This is a genomic window from Paenibacillus oryzisoli, assembly GCF_001653565.1.
GTDB classification, from domain to species: Bacteria; Bacillota; Bacilli; order Paenibacillales; family NBRC-103111; genus Paenibacillus_E; species Paenibacillus_E oryzisoli.
Window position 1 is genome coordinate 1 of the sequence record NZ_LYPB01000082.1, and the last position, 19,270, is coordinate 19,270.

The 19,270-nt window shown below is 45.5% G+C and carries 18 protein-coding genes and 1 other RNA gene; 1 reads left to right on the plus strand and 18 read right to left on the minus strand.

The genetic code is table 11. The features are described 5' to 3' along the window. Nucleotides 1–266: 266 nt before the first annotated feature. The 15 genes from A8708_RS37135 to rpoE all read right to left on the minus strand — a co-directional run bounded on the left by A8708_RS37135 (nucleotide 267) and on the right by rpoE (nucleotide 13,717). The gene (locus tag A8708_RS37135) at nucleotides 267–536 is read right to left on the minus strand and encodes a pro-sigmaK processing inhibitor BofA family protein (protein ID WP_068667994.1); all 270 of its coding nucleotides are present in this window, start codon (nucleotides 534–536) and stop codon (nucleotides 267–269) included. A 3-nt stretch (nucleotides 537–539) separates the two neighbouring features. Next, nucleotides 540–824, minus strand: coding sequence for a DUF2508 family protein (locus A8708_RS24740; protein ID WP_068667995.1), 285 nt, complete (start codon nucleotides 822–824; stop codon nucleotides 540–542). Nucleotides 825–953: 129 nt separating this feature from the next. Next, complete coding sequence (gene recR / locus A8708_RS24745) at nucleotides 954–1,550, minus strand: recombination mediator RecR (RefSeq protein WP_056621953.1); 597 nt, start codon at nucleotides 1,548–1,550, stop codon at nucleotides 954–956. Nucleotides 1,551–1,595: 45 nt separating this feature from the next. Further along, complete coding sequence (locus A8708_RS24750) at nucleotides 1,596–1,907, minus strand: YbaB/EbfC family nucleoid-associated protein (protein WP_028555044.1); 312 nt, start codon at nucleotides 1,905–1,907, stop codon at nucleotides 1,596–1,598. A 20-nt stretch (nucleotides 1,908–1,927) separates the two neighbouring features. Continuing rightward, nucleotides 1,928–3,658: a DNA polymerase III subunit gamma/tau gene (dnaX, locus tag A8708_RS24755; RefSeq protein ID WP_068667996.1), complete on the minus strand. Its 1,731-nt coding sequence runs from the start codon at nucleotides 3,656–3,658 to the stop codon at nucleotides 1,928–1,930. 410 nt (nucleotides 3,659–4,068) lie between these two features. Next, nucleotides 4,069–4,332: signal recognition particle sRNA large type (ffs, locus tag A8708_RS24760), an RNA gene on the minus strand. A 165-nt stretch (nucleotides 4,333–4,497) separates the two neighbouring features. Beyond that, entirely contained in the window at nucleotides 4,498–4,932 is a 435-nt protein-coding gene (locus tag A8708_RS24765) for a hypothetical protein (protein ID WP_068667997.1), read from the minus strand. A 91-nt stretch (nucleotides 4,933–5,023) separates the two neighbouring features. Then, entirely contained in the window at nucleotides 5,024–5,221 is a 198-nt protein-coding gene (gene rpmE / locus A8708_RS24770; RefSeq protein ID WP_056621960.1) for a 50S ribosomal protein L31, read from the minus strand. Nucleotides 5,222–5,350: 129 nt separating this feature from the next. Beyond that, nucleotides 5,351–6,625: a radical SAM protein gene (locus tag A8708_RS24775; RefSeq protein ID WP_068667998.1), complete on the minus strand. Its 1,275-nt coding sequence runs from the start codon at nucleotides 6,623–6,625 to the stop codon at nucleotides 5,351–5,353. Between the two features lie 73 nt (nucleotides 6,626–6,698). Then, a complete protein-coding gene (gene rho / locus A8708_RS24780) occupies nucleotides 6,699–8,000 on the minus strand; it encodes a transcription termination factor Rho (RefSeq protein WP_068667999.1) in 1,302 nt (433 codons plus the stop codon). 62 nt (nucleotides 8,001–8,062) lie between these two features. Next, on the minus strand, nucleotides 8,063–9,322 hold the full coding sequence (locus A8708_RS24785; RefSeq protein WP_068668093.1) for a UDP-N-acetylglucosamine 1-carboxyvinyltransferase: 1,260 nt from the start codon (nucleotides 9,320–9,322) through the stop codon (nucleotides 8,063–8,065). Nucleotides 9,323–9,650: 328 nt separating this feature from the next. Continuing rightward, the gene (gene fba, locus A8708_RS24790; RefSeq protein ID WP_068668000.1) at nucleotides 9,651–10,505 is read right to left on the minus strand and encodes a class II fructose-1,6-bisphosphate aldolase; all 855 of its coding nucleotides are present in this window, start codon (nucleotides 10,503–10,505) and stop codon (nucleotides 9,651–9,653) included. A 134-nt stretch (nucleotides 10,506–10,639) separates the two neighbouring features. Then, complete coding sequence (locus A8708_RS24795; protein WP_056621969.1) at nucleotides 10,640–11,032, minus strand: response regulator; 393 nt, start codon at nucleotides 11,030–11,032, stop codon at nucleotides 10,640–10,642. Nucleotides 11,033–11,193: 161 nt separating this feature from the next. Continuing rightward, nucleotides 11,194–12,795 (minus strand): CTP synthase, encoded by a 1,602-nt coding sequence (locus tag A8708_RS24800; protein WP_056621971.1) that lies wholly within the window; start codon nucleotides 12,793–12,795, stop codon nucleotides 11,194–11,196. Nucleotides 12,796–13,129: 334 nt separating this feature from the next. Then, the gene (gene rpoE / locus A8708_RS24805; RefSeq protein ID WP_068668001.1) at nucleotides 13,130–13,717 is read right to left on the minus strand and encodes a DNA-directed RNA polymerase subunit delta; all 588 of its coding nucleotides are present in this window, start codon (nucleotides 13,715–13,717) and stop codon (nucleotides 13,130–13,132) included. A 653-nt stretch (nucleotides 13,718–14,370) separates the two neighbouring features. On the opposite strand from rpoE, the gene A8708_RS24810 reads away from it, so the two are divergent. Continuing rightward, a complete protein-coding gene (locus A8708_RS24810) occupies nucleotides 14,371–15,537 on the plus strand; it encodes a S8 family peptidase (protein WP_068668002.1) in 1,167 nt (388 codons plus the stop codon). Between the two features lie 128 nt (nucleotides 15,538–15,665). On the opposite strand, the gene argS is transcribed toward A8708_RS24810, so the two are convergent. The 3 genes from argS to A8708_RS24825 all read right to left on the minus strand — a co-directional run bounded on the left by argS (nucleotide 15,666) and on the right by A8708_RS24825 (nucleotide 18,533). Further along, nucleotides 15,666–17,339 (minus strand): arginine--tRNA ligase, encoded by a 1,674-nt coding sequence (argS, locus tag A8708_RS24815; RefSeq protein WP_068668003.1) that lies wholly within the window; start codon nucleotides 17,337–17,339, stop codon nucleotides 15,666–15,668. A 5-nt stretch (nucleotides 17,340–17,344) separates the two neighbouring features. Continuing rightward, nucleotides 17,345–17,755 (minus strand): YwiB family protein, encoded by a 411-nt coding sequence (locus tag A8708_RS24820; RefSeq protein WP_068668004.1) that lies wholly within the window; start codon nucleotides 17,753–17,755, stop codon nucleotides 17,345–17,347. 274 nt (nucleotides 17,756–18,029) lie between these two features. Next, the gene (locus tag A8708_RS24825) at nucleotides 18,030–18,533 is read right to left on the minus strand and encodes a DinB family protein (protein WP_068668005.1); all 504 of its coding nucleotides are present in this window, start codon (nucleotides 18,531–18,533) and stop codon (nucleotides 18,030–18,032) included. Nucleotides 18,534–19,270: the final 737 nt, after the last annotated feature.

The window sequence follows — 19,270 nt, forward strand, 5'->3', positions numbered from 1 at the left end:
GCTAGCGAGATTTTGCAATCTCTTTTATAGTCGATTACTCGACTGTGCTTACTCACTCGTTGTTCAGTTTTCAAAGATCAAATGACTCTTGTCCAACCTGCTCTCTCTCGAAAGCCGGAAGTTCAATATACCATAGTTACTTTTCTTTTGCAACTTGTTTTTCTTAAGTTACTTTTATATTTCCGCATGTCTCAGCGGCAACTTTTATAAGATAACACAGATGATACAGCCGCGTCAACCAAATAACCAATGTATTATTTTTACAATTACAACAGAGCCCATTTCACACCAATTAGCAGTAAAACACCAGGGATCCCTAATATAGTAGCCGTCCCTAATGTAGCTGTATTAATGGGTAGTTCTATATGTGTATATCCGCTCAGTAAATTCAGTATGTATAACAGAAAAGCTGCGACTACTATATTTAATCCCAGTGATGCTACTAGTCTACCACCGCCTCGGCTTCGAAATACAATCATCACTAACATAAGCGAGGAGAGTATTAACACTCCCCAAATGGCATATTTAAAAATCATTCACTACACCTCCATTAAATGATCGCTGTCAATCAGACTTACTCCTAATCGCTTCGCTTGTTTAATGAGCATTTCAAATCTCTTCTCTGCCGCTTCCATTGCATAAATGGTATAGTCGATCTGATCCTTGTCCACCGCAAATTCAAAGTGAGCTTGTGCCGCCACCCAAGTCTGATGTGCAGCATGTATCTCCTGAATCAACATAATCTTGTCCTGTTTCAGTTCTTCCTTAATCGTCTTCGCTCGCGGACTCTTAAATCCACGCATGCCTAATAGAGCTGGTTTCATAGACAAACCTCCATCCCTCCCACAATTGGGTTGATCTATACATATGGGGAAGAAGGCACTTTCAGAACAATTCCTACACTTTTTGGGCAGAAAAAAAGAGAGCTTCTCAGCTCTCCTTAAGATGTATGCTTATAATTCCCTGCGGCCTTCCATGGCTTTGGATAAAGTCACTTCATCCGCATACTCCAAATCGCCGCCTACCGGTAAGCCATGGGCAATACGGGTAACGCGCAACCCAAAGGGTTTGATCAACCTCGATAAGTACATCGCTGTGGCTTCGCCCTCAATGTTCGGATTGGTGGCAAGGATCAATTCCTGTACCGTTTCGTCGCCCAAACGCTTGAGTAATTCCGCGATATGAATTTGATCTGGTCCAATCCCTTCCATAGGGGAGATAGCACCATGCAGCACATGATAATAACCCTCAAATTCTTTGGTTCGCTCCAGCGCCACCAAGTCCTTCGGTTCCTGCACAACGCAGATGACGGAATTATCACGACTTTTATCCTGACAAATACGACAAGGATCCACATCAGTGATGTTGCAACACACGGAGCAATAGTGCAGATTCCGTTTGACATTAACAAGCGATTTAGCAAAATCAATCACATCTTCTTCTTTCATTCGAAGGACGTGAAAGGCTAAGCGCCCCGCTGTCTTGGGGCCTACCCCCGGCAATCGGGAGAAGGCGTCGATTAACTTCGCTATCGGTTCGGGGTAATACAAAGGAAGTACTCCTTCATGATACAGAGTCGTTGATTCTTAGTTGCCTTAGAACAATCCAGGGATATTCATACCGCCTGTGAATTTGCCCATATCTTTGTTAGCGATCTCTTCAGCTTTGGACATTGCGTCGTTAACTGCAGTCAATACAAGGTCTTGCAGCATTTCAACATCATCAGGGTCAACTGCTTCTGGTTTAATTGTGATGCTTTGTACTTTCTTGTGTCCGTTGATGATACATGTTACCACACCGCCGCCAGCTGTTCCTTCAATCATTTTCGTGCCTAGTTCTTCTTGTGCCTTCATCATTTGCTCTTGCATTTTCTTCACTTGCTTCATCATTTGGTTCATGTTATTCATTATCGTTCGCTCCCTTATCGTTAGTCTTCTTTAATCGTTACTAGATCTTCACCAAACAACTGGATGGCTTCAGATATCCATTCTTCTTTGACCGCGTTACCGCGTCCATCCTCAGCTACTAATTCCATTTCTTCCACTGGGGCGTGCGTCGAATCATTCTTCGCATCATCCCATTCCTTACGCATAACGGTCAGCAGGCGCATGGGTTTGCCAAATACAGAAGAAAGCACTCCTTCAATAATGACTTTGTTCTCTGGTTTCTCCGTTGTATTACGATGCATCTCATTCTTGAATGCGACCAGTACAACATCATCTAGCATAGCCACCAGATCACCATTGACAAACCAAGCATGAACGGTTATTTTCTTCTCTTTGACATCGCCCAACACTTGGCTCCACTTCATCAGCGCCGTCTTCGTCTCTGGTCCCTCAGAAGCTTTCAAATAAGGGTCGAGCTTAAGACCGGACTTCTTCGATGGGGCCGAAGCAACAGGAGCTTTGGCCGCAGGAGCTTGCCTAGCGCTCTCACCCGAAGCGGCACTTACTCCCGATTTTACCAGCACAGCTAGCTGATCTTCAAGTTGTTTCATCCTTTGGGTCATTTGAGTCAAAAGATCACCTTGTGGCTGGCGCGCTCCTGCTTCCACCATGCTAGCCTCTGCCCCTCGATGGCCTCCGCTTATTTTGAGAATAGCGATTTCCAATAAGGTTTGCGGCTGTACCGAATATTTCATCTCACTCTGATAATGGTTCAGCGTTTCAATCATACTCATCATCTCACTCGGTGTAAAATGACTTGCGATTTCCTTAAGCTCTGCCATATCAAATACGCGTTCAGCAATCACAGGTGAATTCGGTACCATTCGCACCATCAGCAAATCACGGAAATAATGAATTAAGTTCTCGATACACTTGTCTGCGCTTTTCCCCTCTTGCATGAAGGTATCAATTAACTCTAGGGCAGCCCCCAAATTCTGTTCCTTGATATATGTGACCAGTCTCTTAAATTGATCGGAAGCAATACCGCCTGTAATCGACAAAATATCAGCTAGCTGTATTTCTCCTGTTGCAAACGAGGCAGCCTGATCCAAGAGACTTAGCGCGTCCCGCATCCCGCCGTCAGATAATCTTGCTATATAGTGAAGAGCTTCTTTATCAATCGAAATGCGCTCTTGATCACAAACATACTGTAGACGCCCTACCTCATCCTCCATGGAAACGCGACGGAAATCAAAGCGCTGACACCGAGAAATAATCGTTGCGGGAATCTTATGAGGCTCTGTTGTTGCTAAAATGAACATAACATGCGCCGGCGGCTCTTCGAGGGTCTTCAGCAAGGCATTAAACGCTTCCGTTGTCAGCATGTGAACTTCATCGATAATGTACACTTTCTGTCTAACTTCGGTCGGGGCGTATTTGACTTTATCTCGGATATCACGAATCTCTTCCACACCACGGTTAGATGCTGCATCAATTTCTACAACGTCCATGACTGCACCTTCTGTGATACGTTCACAGGCAGAACATTGGTTGCATGGTTCTTCCGAGGGTCCATTTAAACAATTGATGGCTTTGGCTAAAATTTTGGCAGTACTTGTTTTACCCGTTCCACGTGGACCGTTAAACAAATACGCATGGGTTAGCCGATTTTCCCGCAAAGAATTCTGCAGCGTTTGTGTAATATGCCGCTGTCCAACGACATCACGAAACGTCTGCGACCTCCATGTACGATACAAAGCAATGTGTGCCATAGTGTTCCTCTCCAATAATCCCTGCGTGGATTGACTATATCCATTATACTATATCGCTCCAAGGGATGAAATAGAGGATCACAGATACGGAATCGTGATAGTAACTGTCATTCCAAATCCTATGGAAGCTACACAAATCGGATTTCGTACGTATGTCATGAATATCCACGCACATATTTCGTTTCTGTGGTATCTACACGCTCCGATATAGCCAATTCCCCACCGTCAGTCATTCGCTTCAATACCATTTTTGCATATATTCGAACATCATCTCTGAACAGCATCAGCCTATTTAATTATCCCGTAAATATTCTCTATAGATCCATATTTTTCCTTATCCATATAAAAGAAAAAACGCCCTAATTGCTGGCGTTTCGGTTATGTGTTCTAACATATACGGTATGATTACACCGTGCACCTGTTATTGATAAAGTGATACAAGCGTACTCTTATCGTTAGCTCAAATCAGGCAACCCCTCGGCACATGAAACATCTCACTTACGGCTGCTTCCTTCCAGACCTGACCGGGTTCATGAGCATCCATTGCGAAGGACCCAACTCTCAACACCACGTGTAAAAGCCAGACCTCACATCACAGTACCGCTAACAGGAATTCAACCTCGCTACAGCGGATTGCGAGTTACAGGGCACCGCTACCTCCCCGTCTAGCACAGTAAAAATAGTATAGCTGATTCACTGCCAAATAGCAACCTAAGGCGAAAAGTACCATATATAGGGATCTTTGGCGTAAGCTAAAGTCTCTCTGATATAGGGACCCTTAACGTAAGCTAAAGTCTTGCTGACTATGGGATCTTTTCAGCTTAGCTAAGTCACTCTACTCACTGCACCATTCTTACTTGTATCTTATACCGCGGCATATTCGTCTCTAAAGCCATTTGAGCTTGCGAGCGCAGTTCTTCAACTTGAGCCGCTGTCAAAGCTCCCTGTGGTTTAATTCTTACGTTGGCTGAAGGCCCGTTGATGGCGATATTGGTTTTCTCTATGCCCGGCAGTTGAGCAAGCACTGCCTTCATGAGATTGGCATCATCCTCATAATGATGGTAGGTCGGATTCATCGGATCATTCGGGTTGACACTGGTGATACCCAGCATACCGTCTTGCTTGTAATTCTGAACTTTATTCTGAACTTTATTCTGAACTTTATACGTAGAGTCATCGTTCGTTTTCTTGTTGTTCCCCGTCCACATTCCACAACCAACTAAACTGGCTATAAGGATAGCAGCTCCTGTAAGCTTAACTAAACCCTTGAACATAAAAACACCTCCCATTGGACTCTAAGCCTAAGCTTAGGATGACCAAGGGAGGTTGTCTTATGCTGATTGGCAATCAAGCAAATGATGCCAATTAGATTCCGTATTTCTTTTTGAACTTGTCGACACGGCCGCCTACATCGATAAACTTTTGTTTACCAGTGTAGAAAGGATGGCAATTGGAGCAAATCTCAACACGAAGATTTGGCTTGATTGAACCCGTTTCGAACACATTACCACAAGCGCAAGTCACTGTGGTTGCATGATAAGTAGGATGAATTCCTGCTTTCATTTGGTTCACCTCTTTCCGCCCTGAATCATTTGCTGAAACAGAGTTAATGGACGTACTACTGCATTGTAGCATACTCGGAAGACTAGATGCAATGGAAAATCGAACGGGTAATACTTCCACAAAAATGATCTATAACACCGTTGTAAGCGCACGATCACTCGTGTAAAACTTCGGCGTGTGGGAGTAAGAACCAATCACGACATCCGGCAATTCTTGCTCAAATATCTCGATCATTTGCTTCATCCCTAGCAACTCTCCCTGAGCCTTAGGGATAATGCTTAGATAGCTCTCAGGGTCAATATTCAGGTTGCGCAATTGTATCAATTTCAATCCCGTTCTGCGTACAAATTCGATCATCGCCTCGATCTCTTCTTCCCGATCGGTAACACCAGGGAATACGAGATAGTTAATCGATGTGATAACCCCTTTATCCGTAGCGTAACGAAGGGATTTCTCTACATTCTTGAGCGTATAAGCTCTTGGTTTGTAATAAGCGTTGTAGTGATCATCCAGAGCACTGATCGTACTTACACGCATGAGATCAAGCCCGGCATCCACAATACCGCGAATATGGTCCGTAAGGCCCGCATTCGTATTAATATTGATGTAGCCCATCTTGGTTTGCTCGCGCACTCGCTTGATGGCATCAATAATGATGACAGCTTGTGTACTAGGTTCCCCTTCACAACCTTGACCGAAGGAGATAATGCTCTCCGGTGTACGGAGATGTTCCAACATGATCTCCGTAATTTCTTCGACCTTCGGCTTGAAGTTCATCCGCGTTTGCGGAGCGACAAAACCACTCTCGTCCGGCTGCTCCGAGATACATCCGAAGCATCCTGCGTTGCAGGAATAGGAAACAGGGACAGCCCCTTCCCAACGTTGCAGGAACGTGTTCGAAGCCGTTAAGCACTCGTAGCCCAGTGCACAGTTAGACAAATGCGCATACAAGCGATTCTCCGGGTACTTGGCGACTAGCCGCTTCACTTCTACCTCGAGCTCATCCGGATCACAATGAATCGGGTTCCAGAAGTACGGGTTATCAGTCAGCCGCGCGGCCACGTAGAAGCCATCTTCTTTCCACACGACAGCCGTATATCCAAACAAAGGCAAAGCCTTCGTCTTATCGGATTTCACGTACCCCGGAAGAAGCAGCCTTGTGAAGCCTTGCGGAAGCAACGCTCCTACCGCGTGATAGTCACCTTCTACCAGCTTCATTTCACCCGTTGCGGCATCTATGCCTACAGGACGCGTGAAGGGCAGACTAACGAGTGTCGAACCCTCAGGAAGTGGGATCAGTTCTTCATCTAATATTTCGGTGATCATCTCTGCATTTCGACCAAGGGCGAAATAATCAGGATGATCAAATACATTTCCTTGTGAATCTGAATAGACCAAGTTCATAACGGTACTCCTCTTTGTACGTTAAAGTAAACGACAACTTCAACTTTGCTACTAGGTGTCGTTTAACTAATGTTTATGATGCTGAGTTCTTCACTTTACCTTTGTGCTGCGGGGATGGCGATCCCGTTGTTGATGGGGATGCCAGCGAGTCCAAAAACTCTTGATTCGTCTTCGTATCAGCAAGCTTCTTGATGAAAGCTTCTGTATATTCGTGCGAATCATTCATACCTTTGCGAAGCGCCCATACTTTCTCTAGCTCATCTTTACTCAGCAATGCTTCCTCACGACGAGTTCCTGAACGACGAATGTCGATAGCAGGGAAGATACGACGCTCCGCCATTTTGCGATCAAGATGAAGTTCCAGGTTACCTGTCCCTTTAAATTCTTCATAAATGACGTCATCCATACGCGAACCTGTTTCGACAAGTGCTGTAGCAAGAATGGTTAAGCTACCACCTTCTTCAATGTTACGAGCAGCTCCGAAAAAACGCTTCGGACGATGGAAAGCAGCGGGGTCAACACCACCGGACAATGTCCGGCCAGAAGGCGGTACGACGAGGTTGTACGCTCTTGCTAAACGGGTAATACTATCGAGAAGGATAACGACATCTTTCTTATGTTCAACAAGACGCATAGCCCGTTCTAAGACAAGTTCCGCAACTTTAATATGATTCTCTGGAAGCTCATCGAAAGTTGAAGCCACGACTTCACCTTTGACAGAACGCTGCATATCGGTAACTTCCTCAGGTCGCTCGTCAATCAACAAGACAAAAAGTTCAATTTCTGGATAATTCGTAGAAATGCTATTCGCAATCTCTTTGAGCAGCAATGTTTTACCTGCTTTAGGAGGTGCAACGACAAGGCCACGCTGTCCAAGACCTACTGGCGCCAGCAAGTCCATGATTCGCATGGAAATCTTGTTGGGTTCTGTCTCTAGCGTAATGCGTGTATCTGGGTAGAGAGGGGTCAACGCTGGAAAGTGCAAGCGCTCCGCAGCCGTCTCTGGCTTCTCTCCGTTGACTGCTTCAACTTGAAGCAAACCGAAATAACGTTCATTTTCCTTCGGCGGGCGGCATTTCCCTGATACGATATCCCCTGAACGCAAATCAAACTTGCGAATCTGAGAAGCTGAAATATAGATATCCTCTGAACTTGGCAAATAGTTGATTGGACGTAAGAATCCGAATCCCTCTTGCAAAATTTCCAGAACACCTTGCATGAACAAGAATCCACTCTCTGCTGCTTGTGCACGTAAAATGGCAAAAATGAGTTCTCTTTTCTTCAGCGTACCGTAATAAGGGATCTGATGTTTCTTCGCTAGTTTATATAATTCAGTAAGCTTGAGTACTTCAAGCTCAGCAAGCTGCATGCTCATGTTTCAACCACCAAACTATTAAATTTTCAATTGGATTCTAGCATTGCCTGTTGTATGGCACTTTATTCCTCGGTCTCACGCCAAACTTCGGCTCCTAGGGAAGATAGATTAAATACTAAATTCTCGTATCCGCGATCAATGAATTCTACGCCGGACACTTCGGTAATCCCGCCTGTCATCACGCTCAAACCTGCAATTACTAACGAAGCTCCTGCGCGAAGATCTGTTGCTCTTACTTTGGCCGAACTCAACTGCGAGCCTTCGATGATGGCAGAACGGCCTTCAACTTTCATTTTGGCACCCATGCGCACAAGCTCTGGGATATGCTTAAAGCGATTGCTATACACATGATCAGTTAAAATACTAACACCTTTGGCTTGGCACAATAGACTAGCCATAGGAGACTGCAGATCGGTCGCAAACCCTGGGTAAATTAATGCTTTCACGTCTACGCTTTCATAAATAGGCTGACCAACAATGCGAATGGATTCATCCATTTCGTAGACATGAACGCCCATTTCTTGCAACTTTGCTGTCAATGCTTCCAGATGCTTCGGAATCACATTATCAACTGTAACATCGCCGCGCGTCGCCGCTGCAGCAATCATGTACGTTCCTGCTTGAATACGGTCAGGGATAATGGAATGACGGCAGCCGTGAAGTTCAGAAACCCCTTCTATACGAATCGTATCGGTACCAGCGCCCTTAATCTTCGCACCCATCGAATTTAAAAGTGTTGCCACATCTATAATTTCAGGCTCTTTCGCCGCATTTTCAATTGTCGTTAATCCCTTAGCACGTGAAGCAGCCAACATAATATTAATCGTAGCACCTACACTCGCCATATCCAAATAAATCTTAGCGCCACGCAGTTCCTTCGCCCGAATATGAAGGGCTCCATTTTCATTACTTACCACAGCGCCTAGTGCTTCAAATCCTTTGATATGAAGATCAATCGGACGCGGTTCGAAATTACATCCCCCCGGAAGACCAATCGTTGCCTCGCCGAATCTACCTAGAAGTGCCCCCATCAAATAATACGAAGCACGCAGCTTCTTCACTTTGCCATTGGGCATAGCCATAGGCTTCATATGGCTCGGATCAATCGTCATCCGATCCTCGTTCCAATCGATTGTTGCTCCTAAGTCAGTCAAAATTTCTGTATATATAGCCACATCGCTTAAATGTGGAAGGTTATCCAACGTTACTGGTGTTTCTGCAAGTACTGCGGCCGGAATAAGTGCTATCGCACTGTTCTTTGCTCCACTAATCTGAACTGTTCCCCGTAGTGGGCGTCCGCCAACCACCATTAATTTCTCCAACATACTTCTCCCCCTAAACCAGGTGCCTTCTCACAACCGTTAAATCAACAAATTCTACTATATCTCACAAAAACTCGACGGAAATCCACAAAATAAGGAAGTAAACAAAATAAACGGCTACGCCGTCCTTCAAGGACAGGAGCGTTTATGGAGAAATATAGCCAATTGATTATGTGAAACATATATTTTGTAATATTTAGATAAGTGCGAGGTAACTTACAACAAATAGAAGAAGGAAACGCCCGCAATGACACAGACAGATGGCAACGATTGTCGACCATCCATCTGTGCATTACTGCATTTCCTATCCTGTCTATACAATTTGGAATTAAGCTTGGTTGCTGCTTCCGAACAATTGAATTTTGGATTTTACTACTTCGATCATAGCACTACGAGCTGGGGTTAAGTATTTACGAGGATCATAAATTTTAGCATCTTTGTTCAGAGCTGCGCGGATGCTTTCTGTGCATGCCACTTGGTTCTCTGTATTCACGTTGATTTTGCCAACGCCTGCTGCAATTGATTTACGAATCATTTCGTCTGGAACGCCTGATCCACCATGCAAGACAACTGGAACTGGGATCGCTTTGGAAACTGCTTCAATGATATCAAAGTGAATGTTCGGCTCGCCTGCGTACATACCATGTGCAGTACCTACTGCGATTGCCAAACAATCAACGCCTGTTTCTTCGTAGAAGCGAATTGCCTCTTCTGGTTTTGCAAGGTTAGCGTGCTCTTCATCAACGGAAATGTCATCCTCAACGCCACCGATTGTTCCAAGCTCACCCTCAACGGATACGCCCATAGAACGAGCAGCTTTAACAACTTCTTTCGTCAAACGAATGTTTTCTTCGAAAGAATAGTGGGAACCATCGAACATAACGGAGCTGAATCCTGCACGGATACATTTCATTGCTACTTCAAACGAACTACCGTGGTCTAAGTGCAACGCGATCGGAAGACCGGATTTCTTAGCTGCTGCTTCTGCAATAGCTACAGTAAATTCGATGCCCATATATTTCAGTGCGCCTTCGCTAACACCATAAATGAACGGGGATTTCAATTCGATTGCTGCTTCCACAATCGCTTGAGCGAACTCAAGATTGTTCATATTAAATTGACCAACCGCGTATTTCCCTGCTTTTGCCTTAGGTAAAAATTCATTCATTGAAACCAATGCCATGTTTCTCTTCCTCCTAGAACCTCTTTAGTAGATGCGCATACCGCTCTCTGTTCATACCTGAGTTATTATAGCACATAACTTTTCAAATGATAACCAAGCCTTCATTTTTCCATAAACAAAAAAAGACCCTATAACTAGGATCCTACTGCGAAACCACTACTGGATTCATTATTTAACTGCATATTAACAGCAAGACGCAGCTCGTCAATATCAAATGGCTTCGTAAAATGCATGATTGCACCTAAGTCCGTCGCTTCTTTGATCATATCCAGCTCACCGTATGCTGTCATCATGATGACCTTAATAGAGACATCAATTTCTTTCACATGTTTCAAAATATCAAGCCCATCCATACCAGGAATCTTCATGTCTAATAGTATGAGATCAGGCGAAACATTTCTCACGATTTCCAAGGCCAACTTGCCATTGGAGGCTTGATAGGTATCGTACCCTTCGTTACTGAACACTTCCATGAGGAGTACGCGAATTCCATTTTGATCGTCCACTACCAATACTTTTTTCTTCATCAGACAAGTCCCCTCCCGAAAACGAATAACAAGTTCCAATCCTATGTGTCAAGGTATTCGCTATTCATTTTCGTATTCCTTCCGAGGAGAACATTTTTTTTGAAAAGTTTTACATAAAAGTTGATTATCAGGAGAGAGTTCCCCTTCTCACAGGAAACATTTTAACGAGCGATCAATTGTGCAGCCTTCACGAATTCACGGAAAAGTGGCTGTGGACGGTTCGGACGGGACGTAAATTCCGGGTGGAATTGTACAGCCAAGAACCATGGGTGACCTGGCAGCTCAACCATCTCGACGAGACGGCCATCTGGTGATGTACCAGAAATGCGAAGACCAGCAGATTCAACCAATTCGCGGTATTCATTATTAAATTCGTACCGGTGACGGTGTCTTTCGTAAACGAGTTCATCATTATACGTTGTCGCAGCAAGCGAACCTGGCGTCAATTTACAAGGGTATAGACCCAAACGCATCGTACCGCCTAGATTCTCAATATCCTTCTGCTCTGGCAATAGATCAATAACAGGATACGCCGTTGTAGGATTAATCTCGGAGCTGTTCGCGCCATCCAATCCACAAACCGAACGTGCGTATTCGATAACAGCAACCTGCATTCCTAAACAAATTCCGAAGAATGGAATTTCCTTCTCACGCGCATAACGAATAGCTGCTACTTTCCCTTCGATCCCGCGATCACCAAATCCACCTGGTACAAGGATACCTTGCACACCAGAAAGCAGTGAATGCACGTTGTGATCGTAGATATCTTCGGCATTGACCCAGCGAATATCAATCTCGGAATCATTGTCGATACCTGCGTGTCCTAGAGCTTCAACAATACTCAGATAAGCGTCATGAAGAGCAACGTATTTCCCAACGATCGCAATCTCGGTCTTCTTCGTCAACGACTTCACCTTGCGAACAAGGCTTTCCCATTCTGTCATATCGGGTTGATTCGTTGAAAGCTTCAAGTGATTCACAACATAATCATCAAGACCTTGCTCACGAAGCATCATCGGCACTTCATACAAAGTTTCTGCATCTTTGCATTCAATAACTGCGGCTGGATCGATATCACAAAATAAAGCGAGCTTACGCTTCATATCTTCTGTCAAAGAATGCTCGGTACGACAAACGATCACATGGGGTTGAATACCAAGACCGCGTAATTCTTTAACGCTATGTTGCGTTGGTTTTGTTTTGACTTCTCCAGCTGCTTTAATATAAGGAATCAACGTAACGTGAATGTACATGACATTCTCGCGGCCGATATCATTTTTCATTTGACGAATCGCTTCTAGGAATGGCAAGCTCTCGATATCCCCAACTGTACCACCGATTTCGGTAATAACAACATCGGACCCAGCTTCACGACCTGCGCGAATAACACGTTCTTTGATTTCATTCGTAATATGAGGGATAACTTGTACAGTTCCGCCTAGGTACTCACCTCTGCGCTCTTTGGTAATAACAGAGGAATACACTTTACCTGATGTCACGTTCGAGCTTTTGGACAAGTTAATGTCGATAAAACGCTCATAATGACCTAAATCCAAATCCGTTTCTGCACCGTCATCTGTTACGAAAACTTCCCCATGCTGGTAAGGACTCATGGTTCCTGGGTCCACGTTAATGTAAGGGTCAAACTTCTGGATCGTAACTTTCAAACCTCTGTTCTTGAGCAGTCTTCCTAAGGAAGCTGCTGTAATTCCTTTGCCAAGGGATGAAACTACGCCTCCCGTAACGAAAATGTATTTTGTCACTATGTACGCCTCCTTATAGTTGTAAGCTTCCGCTTTAGATTTCGCCAGGTTGCTGGCTTCGTTCGTTATAACATGAAATAAGTGTGAAAAGGTGCTAGAAAACTGGCTTCATCAGCATAAGCTCTTGGGTGTCGCCAGAACAAAGGTGTAATAGCATTAGCTTCTGCTAAATAAGTGTTTTCATGAACAAATTACAAAAAAAAAAGCGCAAAAAAACAAAAAAAAGTGACACCCGTAGTGACGGGGCACTTTTTGAACGCATGCGCGAATTGTTAAGATCTTTTAAAGCCCATGCAATAGTTTACTCTGAACGCATAGTTGCTGTCAAGACAAGTTATTTATCGTCGTCATCATCGTCTTCGTCATCCAAATCTTCTTCATCCTCATCGGAATCCAAATCATCTTCATCCTCTTCCGAATCATCACTATCTTCGATTCCCGCTTCGCCAAGATCCTCTTCGATTTCTTCATCTTCGAAGAATTCAGTATCCTCTTCCGCTTCTTCTTCCTCTTCGGTTTCATCGGTACCAAATGCATCGTACTCGTCTTCTTCTGCGTATGTATCTTCTTCTTCCGCGTACACGTCTTCATCCAGATCATCATCTTCGTCGTTGATAATTCTAGGACGCTTCGCATTCCCTACAGCATCGTCGGACTTCTCAACAGGATACCAACGCTTCAAGCCCCATAGGTTCGTACCGACACAAGCAAAACGACCATCGATGTTGATTTCCGTATATAGTTGGGCGATTACATTCATGACATTGTCTTCAGAAAGCCCTTTTATTTTAGCAATTTCAGCCATAAGTTCTCGGTAGTAAAACGGCGTATTCGCCGACTTCAGCAATTCGAACGCCAAATCCACCATGGGCATTTCGCGTGCTTGCTCTGTGGTGATTTTGAGTGTGTATTCGCTGCTCATCTAAGGCACATCCTTTTCGATCATTTCTTGACTACGTTATCTACCATAACCAATATCTTCATTAAGTAAAACCTATTTTTTCTAAAATTGCAACTACCCTTAAATAAACGGCTATTCCGTCCTTCTTGGACGGATGCGTTTATCAAAAAATAAAGCCAAATTATTACATGAAAACGAAAATATCTATATTTCACAATAAACGTCTATCTTTGCCTAAAAGCACCTCATAAAAAGAAATACAGGCGAAGGTCCCCCTCCGCCCGCGACTGTACCCTAAGGAACCGCTTGCTGATGAACAGCAGTCGTTTCCACTACCTGAGAAAGAGACACTCCTGCCCGCGCCTCTCTATGTATCCTATGTTGAACCTACGCATCTGACACGGCCCTGCACCCATTTTTTTCTATAAGCGCGTATTAAAAAGTCCCGTTTGCAGCACCGAGAAGAAGAGCAGCGGAACGGAGTGGGTGCTACATAAGGATCGAAATTCCCGACTGTATTCAATCTTCGATGTCGAATAAGCATCTTGGACTACTTCGTGAGTAAAATTGGACTATTTGACTACCTCTATAAAGGCGATGACACGGTCAAGTACGATGACCTGTACATAGGATAGGGGAGATATGATTATATGCTGTAACGGGGGGATGGCACGATGGATACAGCCACCTTTCTTCATTTGCTTCATGAAGATCTAGGTCTTACTCAACAATCAGCAAGAAAGCACCTTATCCATTTCACCTCAAAGTCGGAGTACTTTGCCTGCAAATCAGAGCTCCTTCGCATGACGTCTGAACTCCCCAGACTATCCCTGGTTCTGCCTCTAGACATTATTCACGCCTTCTCCTGTACATTGTGTCCAGATACAAAACTCAGAAGCTTCTCCAGCACGACACGTATCGAAGCTGATACGAAATTCATTATAAATAAAGTTAAAAGCAGAAAGACCGTACCGAAGCGAGCTACAATTCTATCTAGCTCACGTACACGCACCATTCCTTGGGGGGTTGATCAAATCGGCGCTCCAGAGATCTGGAGCAAATCCGTTGGACAAAACATTCACATCGGCGTTATCGATACCGGCATCGATTATAAACATCCAGATTTGCACAACTCTATTTCACATGGCATCAACTTATTAAATCGCAGGCTGATGCCACATGATGATAATGGACATGGTACACACATTGCCGGCACGATCGCGGCAACAGGCCGTAATTCAGGTATTATTGGCGTAGCACCGCGAGCGATTATTCATCCTGTTAAAGCTTTTGATCACAATGGAAGCGCCTATGTATCCGATATCATCGCCGGAATTGATTGGTGTGTCCAAAATGACCTCGATATTATTAATATGAGCTTCGGTATGAAGACGTACAATCCCGCCTTGGAGCAAGCTGTTATGAATGCGTATTACAGAGGGAAGGTCATTGTAGCTTCCTCGGGTAATGATGGCCGGAAGAAAACCATTGATTACCCTGCTCGATTCCCCCAAGTGGTCTCGGTTGGAGCGACAACACGGACGGGTCGTATTGCCCCCTTCAGCAATCGAGGGACACAAATCGACATCTATGCACCTGGCGAACGCGTGTATTCAGCTTGGATAGGCGGCAAATATCACGAGCTCAGCGGCACGTCAATGGCAACAGCGCATGTAAGCGGCGTTATTGCCTTGATGCTGTCCATGCGCACCATGTCGCCTCAGCAAATCAAGAACGCGCTGCGCCGCTGCGCGTTCCCGCTAAGCAAGCGCCCGAACGCCCGGTGGCAGCCCGGGCAATTGAACGCCCGCCGCGCAATCCGCGCGGCAGGGCAAGAATAGCTGGTGCTGTGCGGCGCCAGCATTAGATTTAAGCGCAGAGGAAGAACACCTTCTGCGCTTGGTTTAAAAAGAGAAGAAGCTCCCCTTTTGACCAGTGGTCAGGGGAGCTTCTTCTGGCTGAGCGGGAGTTACATCCGCTCAGGGGCGGACACGCCAACCACGCGAAGCGTGTTGGCTAGGGTCGTACGGAGCGCGCCGAGCAGGGCGAGGCGCGCTTGCGTTAAGGCTGCGTCATCTGTGATGACGTAGTGGCCTCTGTAGTAGCTATGGAACTGGCTTGCCAGTTCGTAGACATAGCGGATCATGCGGTGCGGCGTGTACTGCTCAGCCGCAATGGCGATCTCTTCCGGAAGCTCGCCGATCTTGCGCAGCAAGTCGAACTCGGCTTCCGAGGTCAGCTGGGACAGGTCCACCTGTTCTAGCGGGAGCACCGCGATATTCTGCTCTTCCGCCTGGCGGAAGATGCTGCAAATCCGTGCATGGGCATACTGCACATAGAACACAGGGTTCTCATTGGACTGGGAAACCGCCAAGTCCATATCAAAATCCAAATGCGAGTCCATACTCCGCATAGCGAAGAAATAACGAATCGGATCCACGCCGACTTCGTCCATCAAGTCTTCCATCGTAACGGCTTTGCCGGTACGTTTGGACATTTTGACCTTTTCGCCATTCTGGAACAAGCTCACCATTTGGGCGATTAGCACGACAAGGCGGTCGGCTTCAAAGCCAAGAGCCGTCATAGCCGCTTTCATCCGCGGGATGTAACCGTGGTGGTCAGCACCCCAAATATTAATCAAGCGGTCATAGCCGCGTCCGAATTTATTGCGGTGATACGCGATATCGGGCGTAAGGTAGGTGAAGGATCCGTCGTTCTTAATGAGAACACGGTTCTTGTCATCTCCAAGTGGTGTCGTGTTCAACCATGTTGCGCCCTCTTCTTCATAAATATGACCGTTATCACGCAACTCCTGAAGCACAGGCGGGATCAGGTTGTCTTCATAAATGGATGTCTCTGAGAACCAGTGGTCAAAATGAACACCAAACCGGCCTAAGTCGCGTTTAATTTTGTCTAGCTCTTTCTCAAGTCCATACGTACGGAAATAGGCTCGACGTTCATCATCCGGCAAGCTCAGAAGACGATCGCCTTCTGCCGCTGCAAGTTCTGTTGCAAATCCTTTAATATCTTCACCAAAATAGCCATCCTCTGGCATTTCCGCTTCTTGTCCAAGCGCTTGTAGATAACGTGCTTCAATGGATTTCGCCAGATTGATGACTTGATTACCCGCATCATTGATATAGTATTCACGAGAAACGTCATAGCCCGCTAGATCTAATACGTTACAAAGAACATCACCAACAGCTGCGCCACGAGCATGTCCCAAGTGGAGGGAACCTGTAGGATTCGCACTAACGAACTCGACTTGCACCTTAAGTCCTTGACCAACATTCGACTCCCCATAGCGTTCACCAAGCTTCGCCACATCAGCGATAACTGGGTAGAGGTAGACTTGATTCATTTTAAAATTAATAAAGCCTGGGCCTGCAATTTCCGCTTGTGCAATACTCGCTGCATCCTTGTTCAAGTTAGCGATGATTTGCTCGGCAATTTGTCTCGGATTCTGCTTCGCAATACGTGTTAGTTGCATCGCTACATTCGTAGCGAAATCGCCATGCGTTTTCTCTTTCGGCACTTCCAAAATGATTTCTGGCAACTGCTCCTCGGAGACGATCCCCGCCGTTAGAACAGCCTCTTTAATAACTTGCTTCACTTTCGCTTTCACTTCGTTAAGTACATCCATTTGTCTTACTCCTCCTGAATTAACAACTTGATTCGATAGGTTCCCGCATGTGTACCTGATGCATATAGATCATAGCTCCACCTCGTAATTCCGATCCCATGGATGGCCTCCGAAGTCAGCTTGTGCGTCTCGATTTCCAGTTCCATTCGGAGCTGTGGTGTGTGATAAAAGCCTGTCCGCTTCTCCCCAGGAACGAAGGTTTGCTCCGCTTGTACATCCCCTTGGCGAATAATACGGATCTGATTGTCTTCGAGCTTAATGATCGTCACGGTCCGTCCCAGCTCATTCGGTTCTTCTTCATAGCGGATATAGGTATGATCGCCTTTGCGATAAAGATCACCGCGTGCCTTCTGCACCGTGGTCTCGCTCCCGCTTCGACTCTCGATTCGAATCCGCACCCGCTGCTTGTCCGTCATGATTCGATAATCCCCTCTTCTTCTGTTGCTACGAATGGCAACTCGTGTCACAACGTAGGCATGTTAGCTAATAGTGTATATGAAAGGATAAGTAAATTCAATGCATGGTGGGGGATTAGGAAGCTAGCAGAGAAGTCCGCGATTGGCAAAAGAGGATGATATAACCTCTATTGAAGCCATTCAAGGATGAGTGAATGGCTTTAGATGAAGGTTTTATTATGAGAAAAGCCCCCTAATCCGTCAGAAACGGAATTGGAGGCTCATAAATTTATGCCTATAGCGTTGGAACTGGCCTACCGATAGCCGCCCATTGCTCTTTGGCTGGTCCATAGGCACCGATAACGGGAAGTCCCGCTTGACGCATTAGAATTATCAACTGACCACGATGGTGAATCTCATGCTTCAAGAAGCTGTAGAGTGTTGCACTGATCGTCCATTGCATGCCGAACATCGGAACCACAGTCTGCAGATCTTCGTCCGTCCATTGCGTACGGATTGCGTTAAGTATGTTCTGCGTTGTTGTTCGATACGCTTCCGCAATGACTGCAGCCTCCGCAGGTGGCGAGTTCACAGCAGCTGGGGATTCGAATTTCAACCCCGTTCCGTACAGCATACCGCGCTCTGCATGAACCAAATGCCACGCAATGTATCCAAGTGGACGGTAACCTTCAGCTTGTGTTTGTTGGAGTGACTCATCTGTTAATGTATCCAGCAGCTGTTGCGTTGTGGTTGATTCCATTTGGTATTCTTGAATGAAGCTTTCTATTGTTGTAAACATATATCCAACCTCCTAGGGGTGACGGTACAGGGTGCAGTCTAGCTCTGGCTTATTGCTCATGTGGGTTATTGCTCCTTTGCAATGGCGCTTGCTGGGCTGGTGTTCATGTGGCTAGTGCACTGTAGTTGGCGTTCGCTTCGCTTTTGCGCTCAATGGAACTTAGTGCTCACGTAGTTGCTTGTGCCAGAATTGCTGCTAACTCGCTGCTGCGATTCATGTCCTGTCCTTATGTTTACAGTATAGCTAGGTGCTACTGACAGCTGTATGGCAGTAATTGATTAAAGAAGAATTATTACTTAAATGAACGTAAGCGAATTAAATTAGTGGTTGGGTTGAGTTAAGTTGGGGGTTGGGGAGAGTCAAAGGTATTATAGAGAACATCTGGAGGCATTACTCTGGGGCTCAAATGCAGCGGAAAGAAGGGCTACGGTGATAGAAGGAAAGCTTTGTTGAATTAAATGGATTTTCTACATCTATTTCCAGATAAAATAAGGATTTAGTGAGTTTAAATGGATTTTCTACATCTATTTTTGCTCGGAATGTCCCGTTTGGTGAAATTGGACTGAAATAACGGGAGGAAATCCAGTTATTTGGGAAAATGGCGCAATTCCGCTTGAATTAGCTGTATAAAATCCAGTTATTCGCTTAGCCAGCCGACCCTGTGTTAACACCAAGGGTTGGGTTGGGTTGGGTTGGGTTGGGTTGGGTTGGGTTGGGTTGGGTTGGGTTGGGTTGGG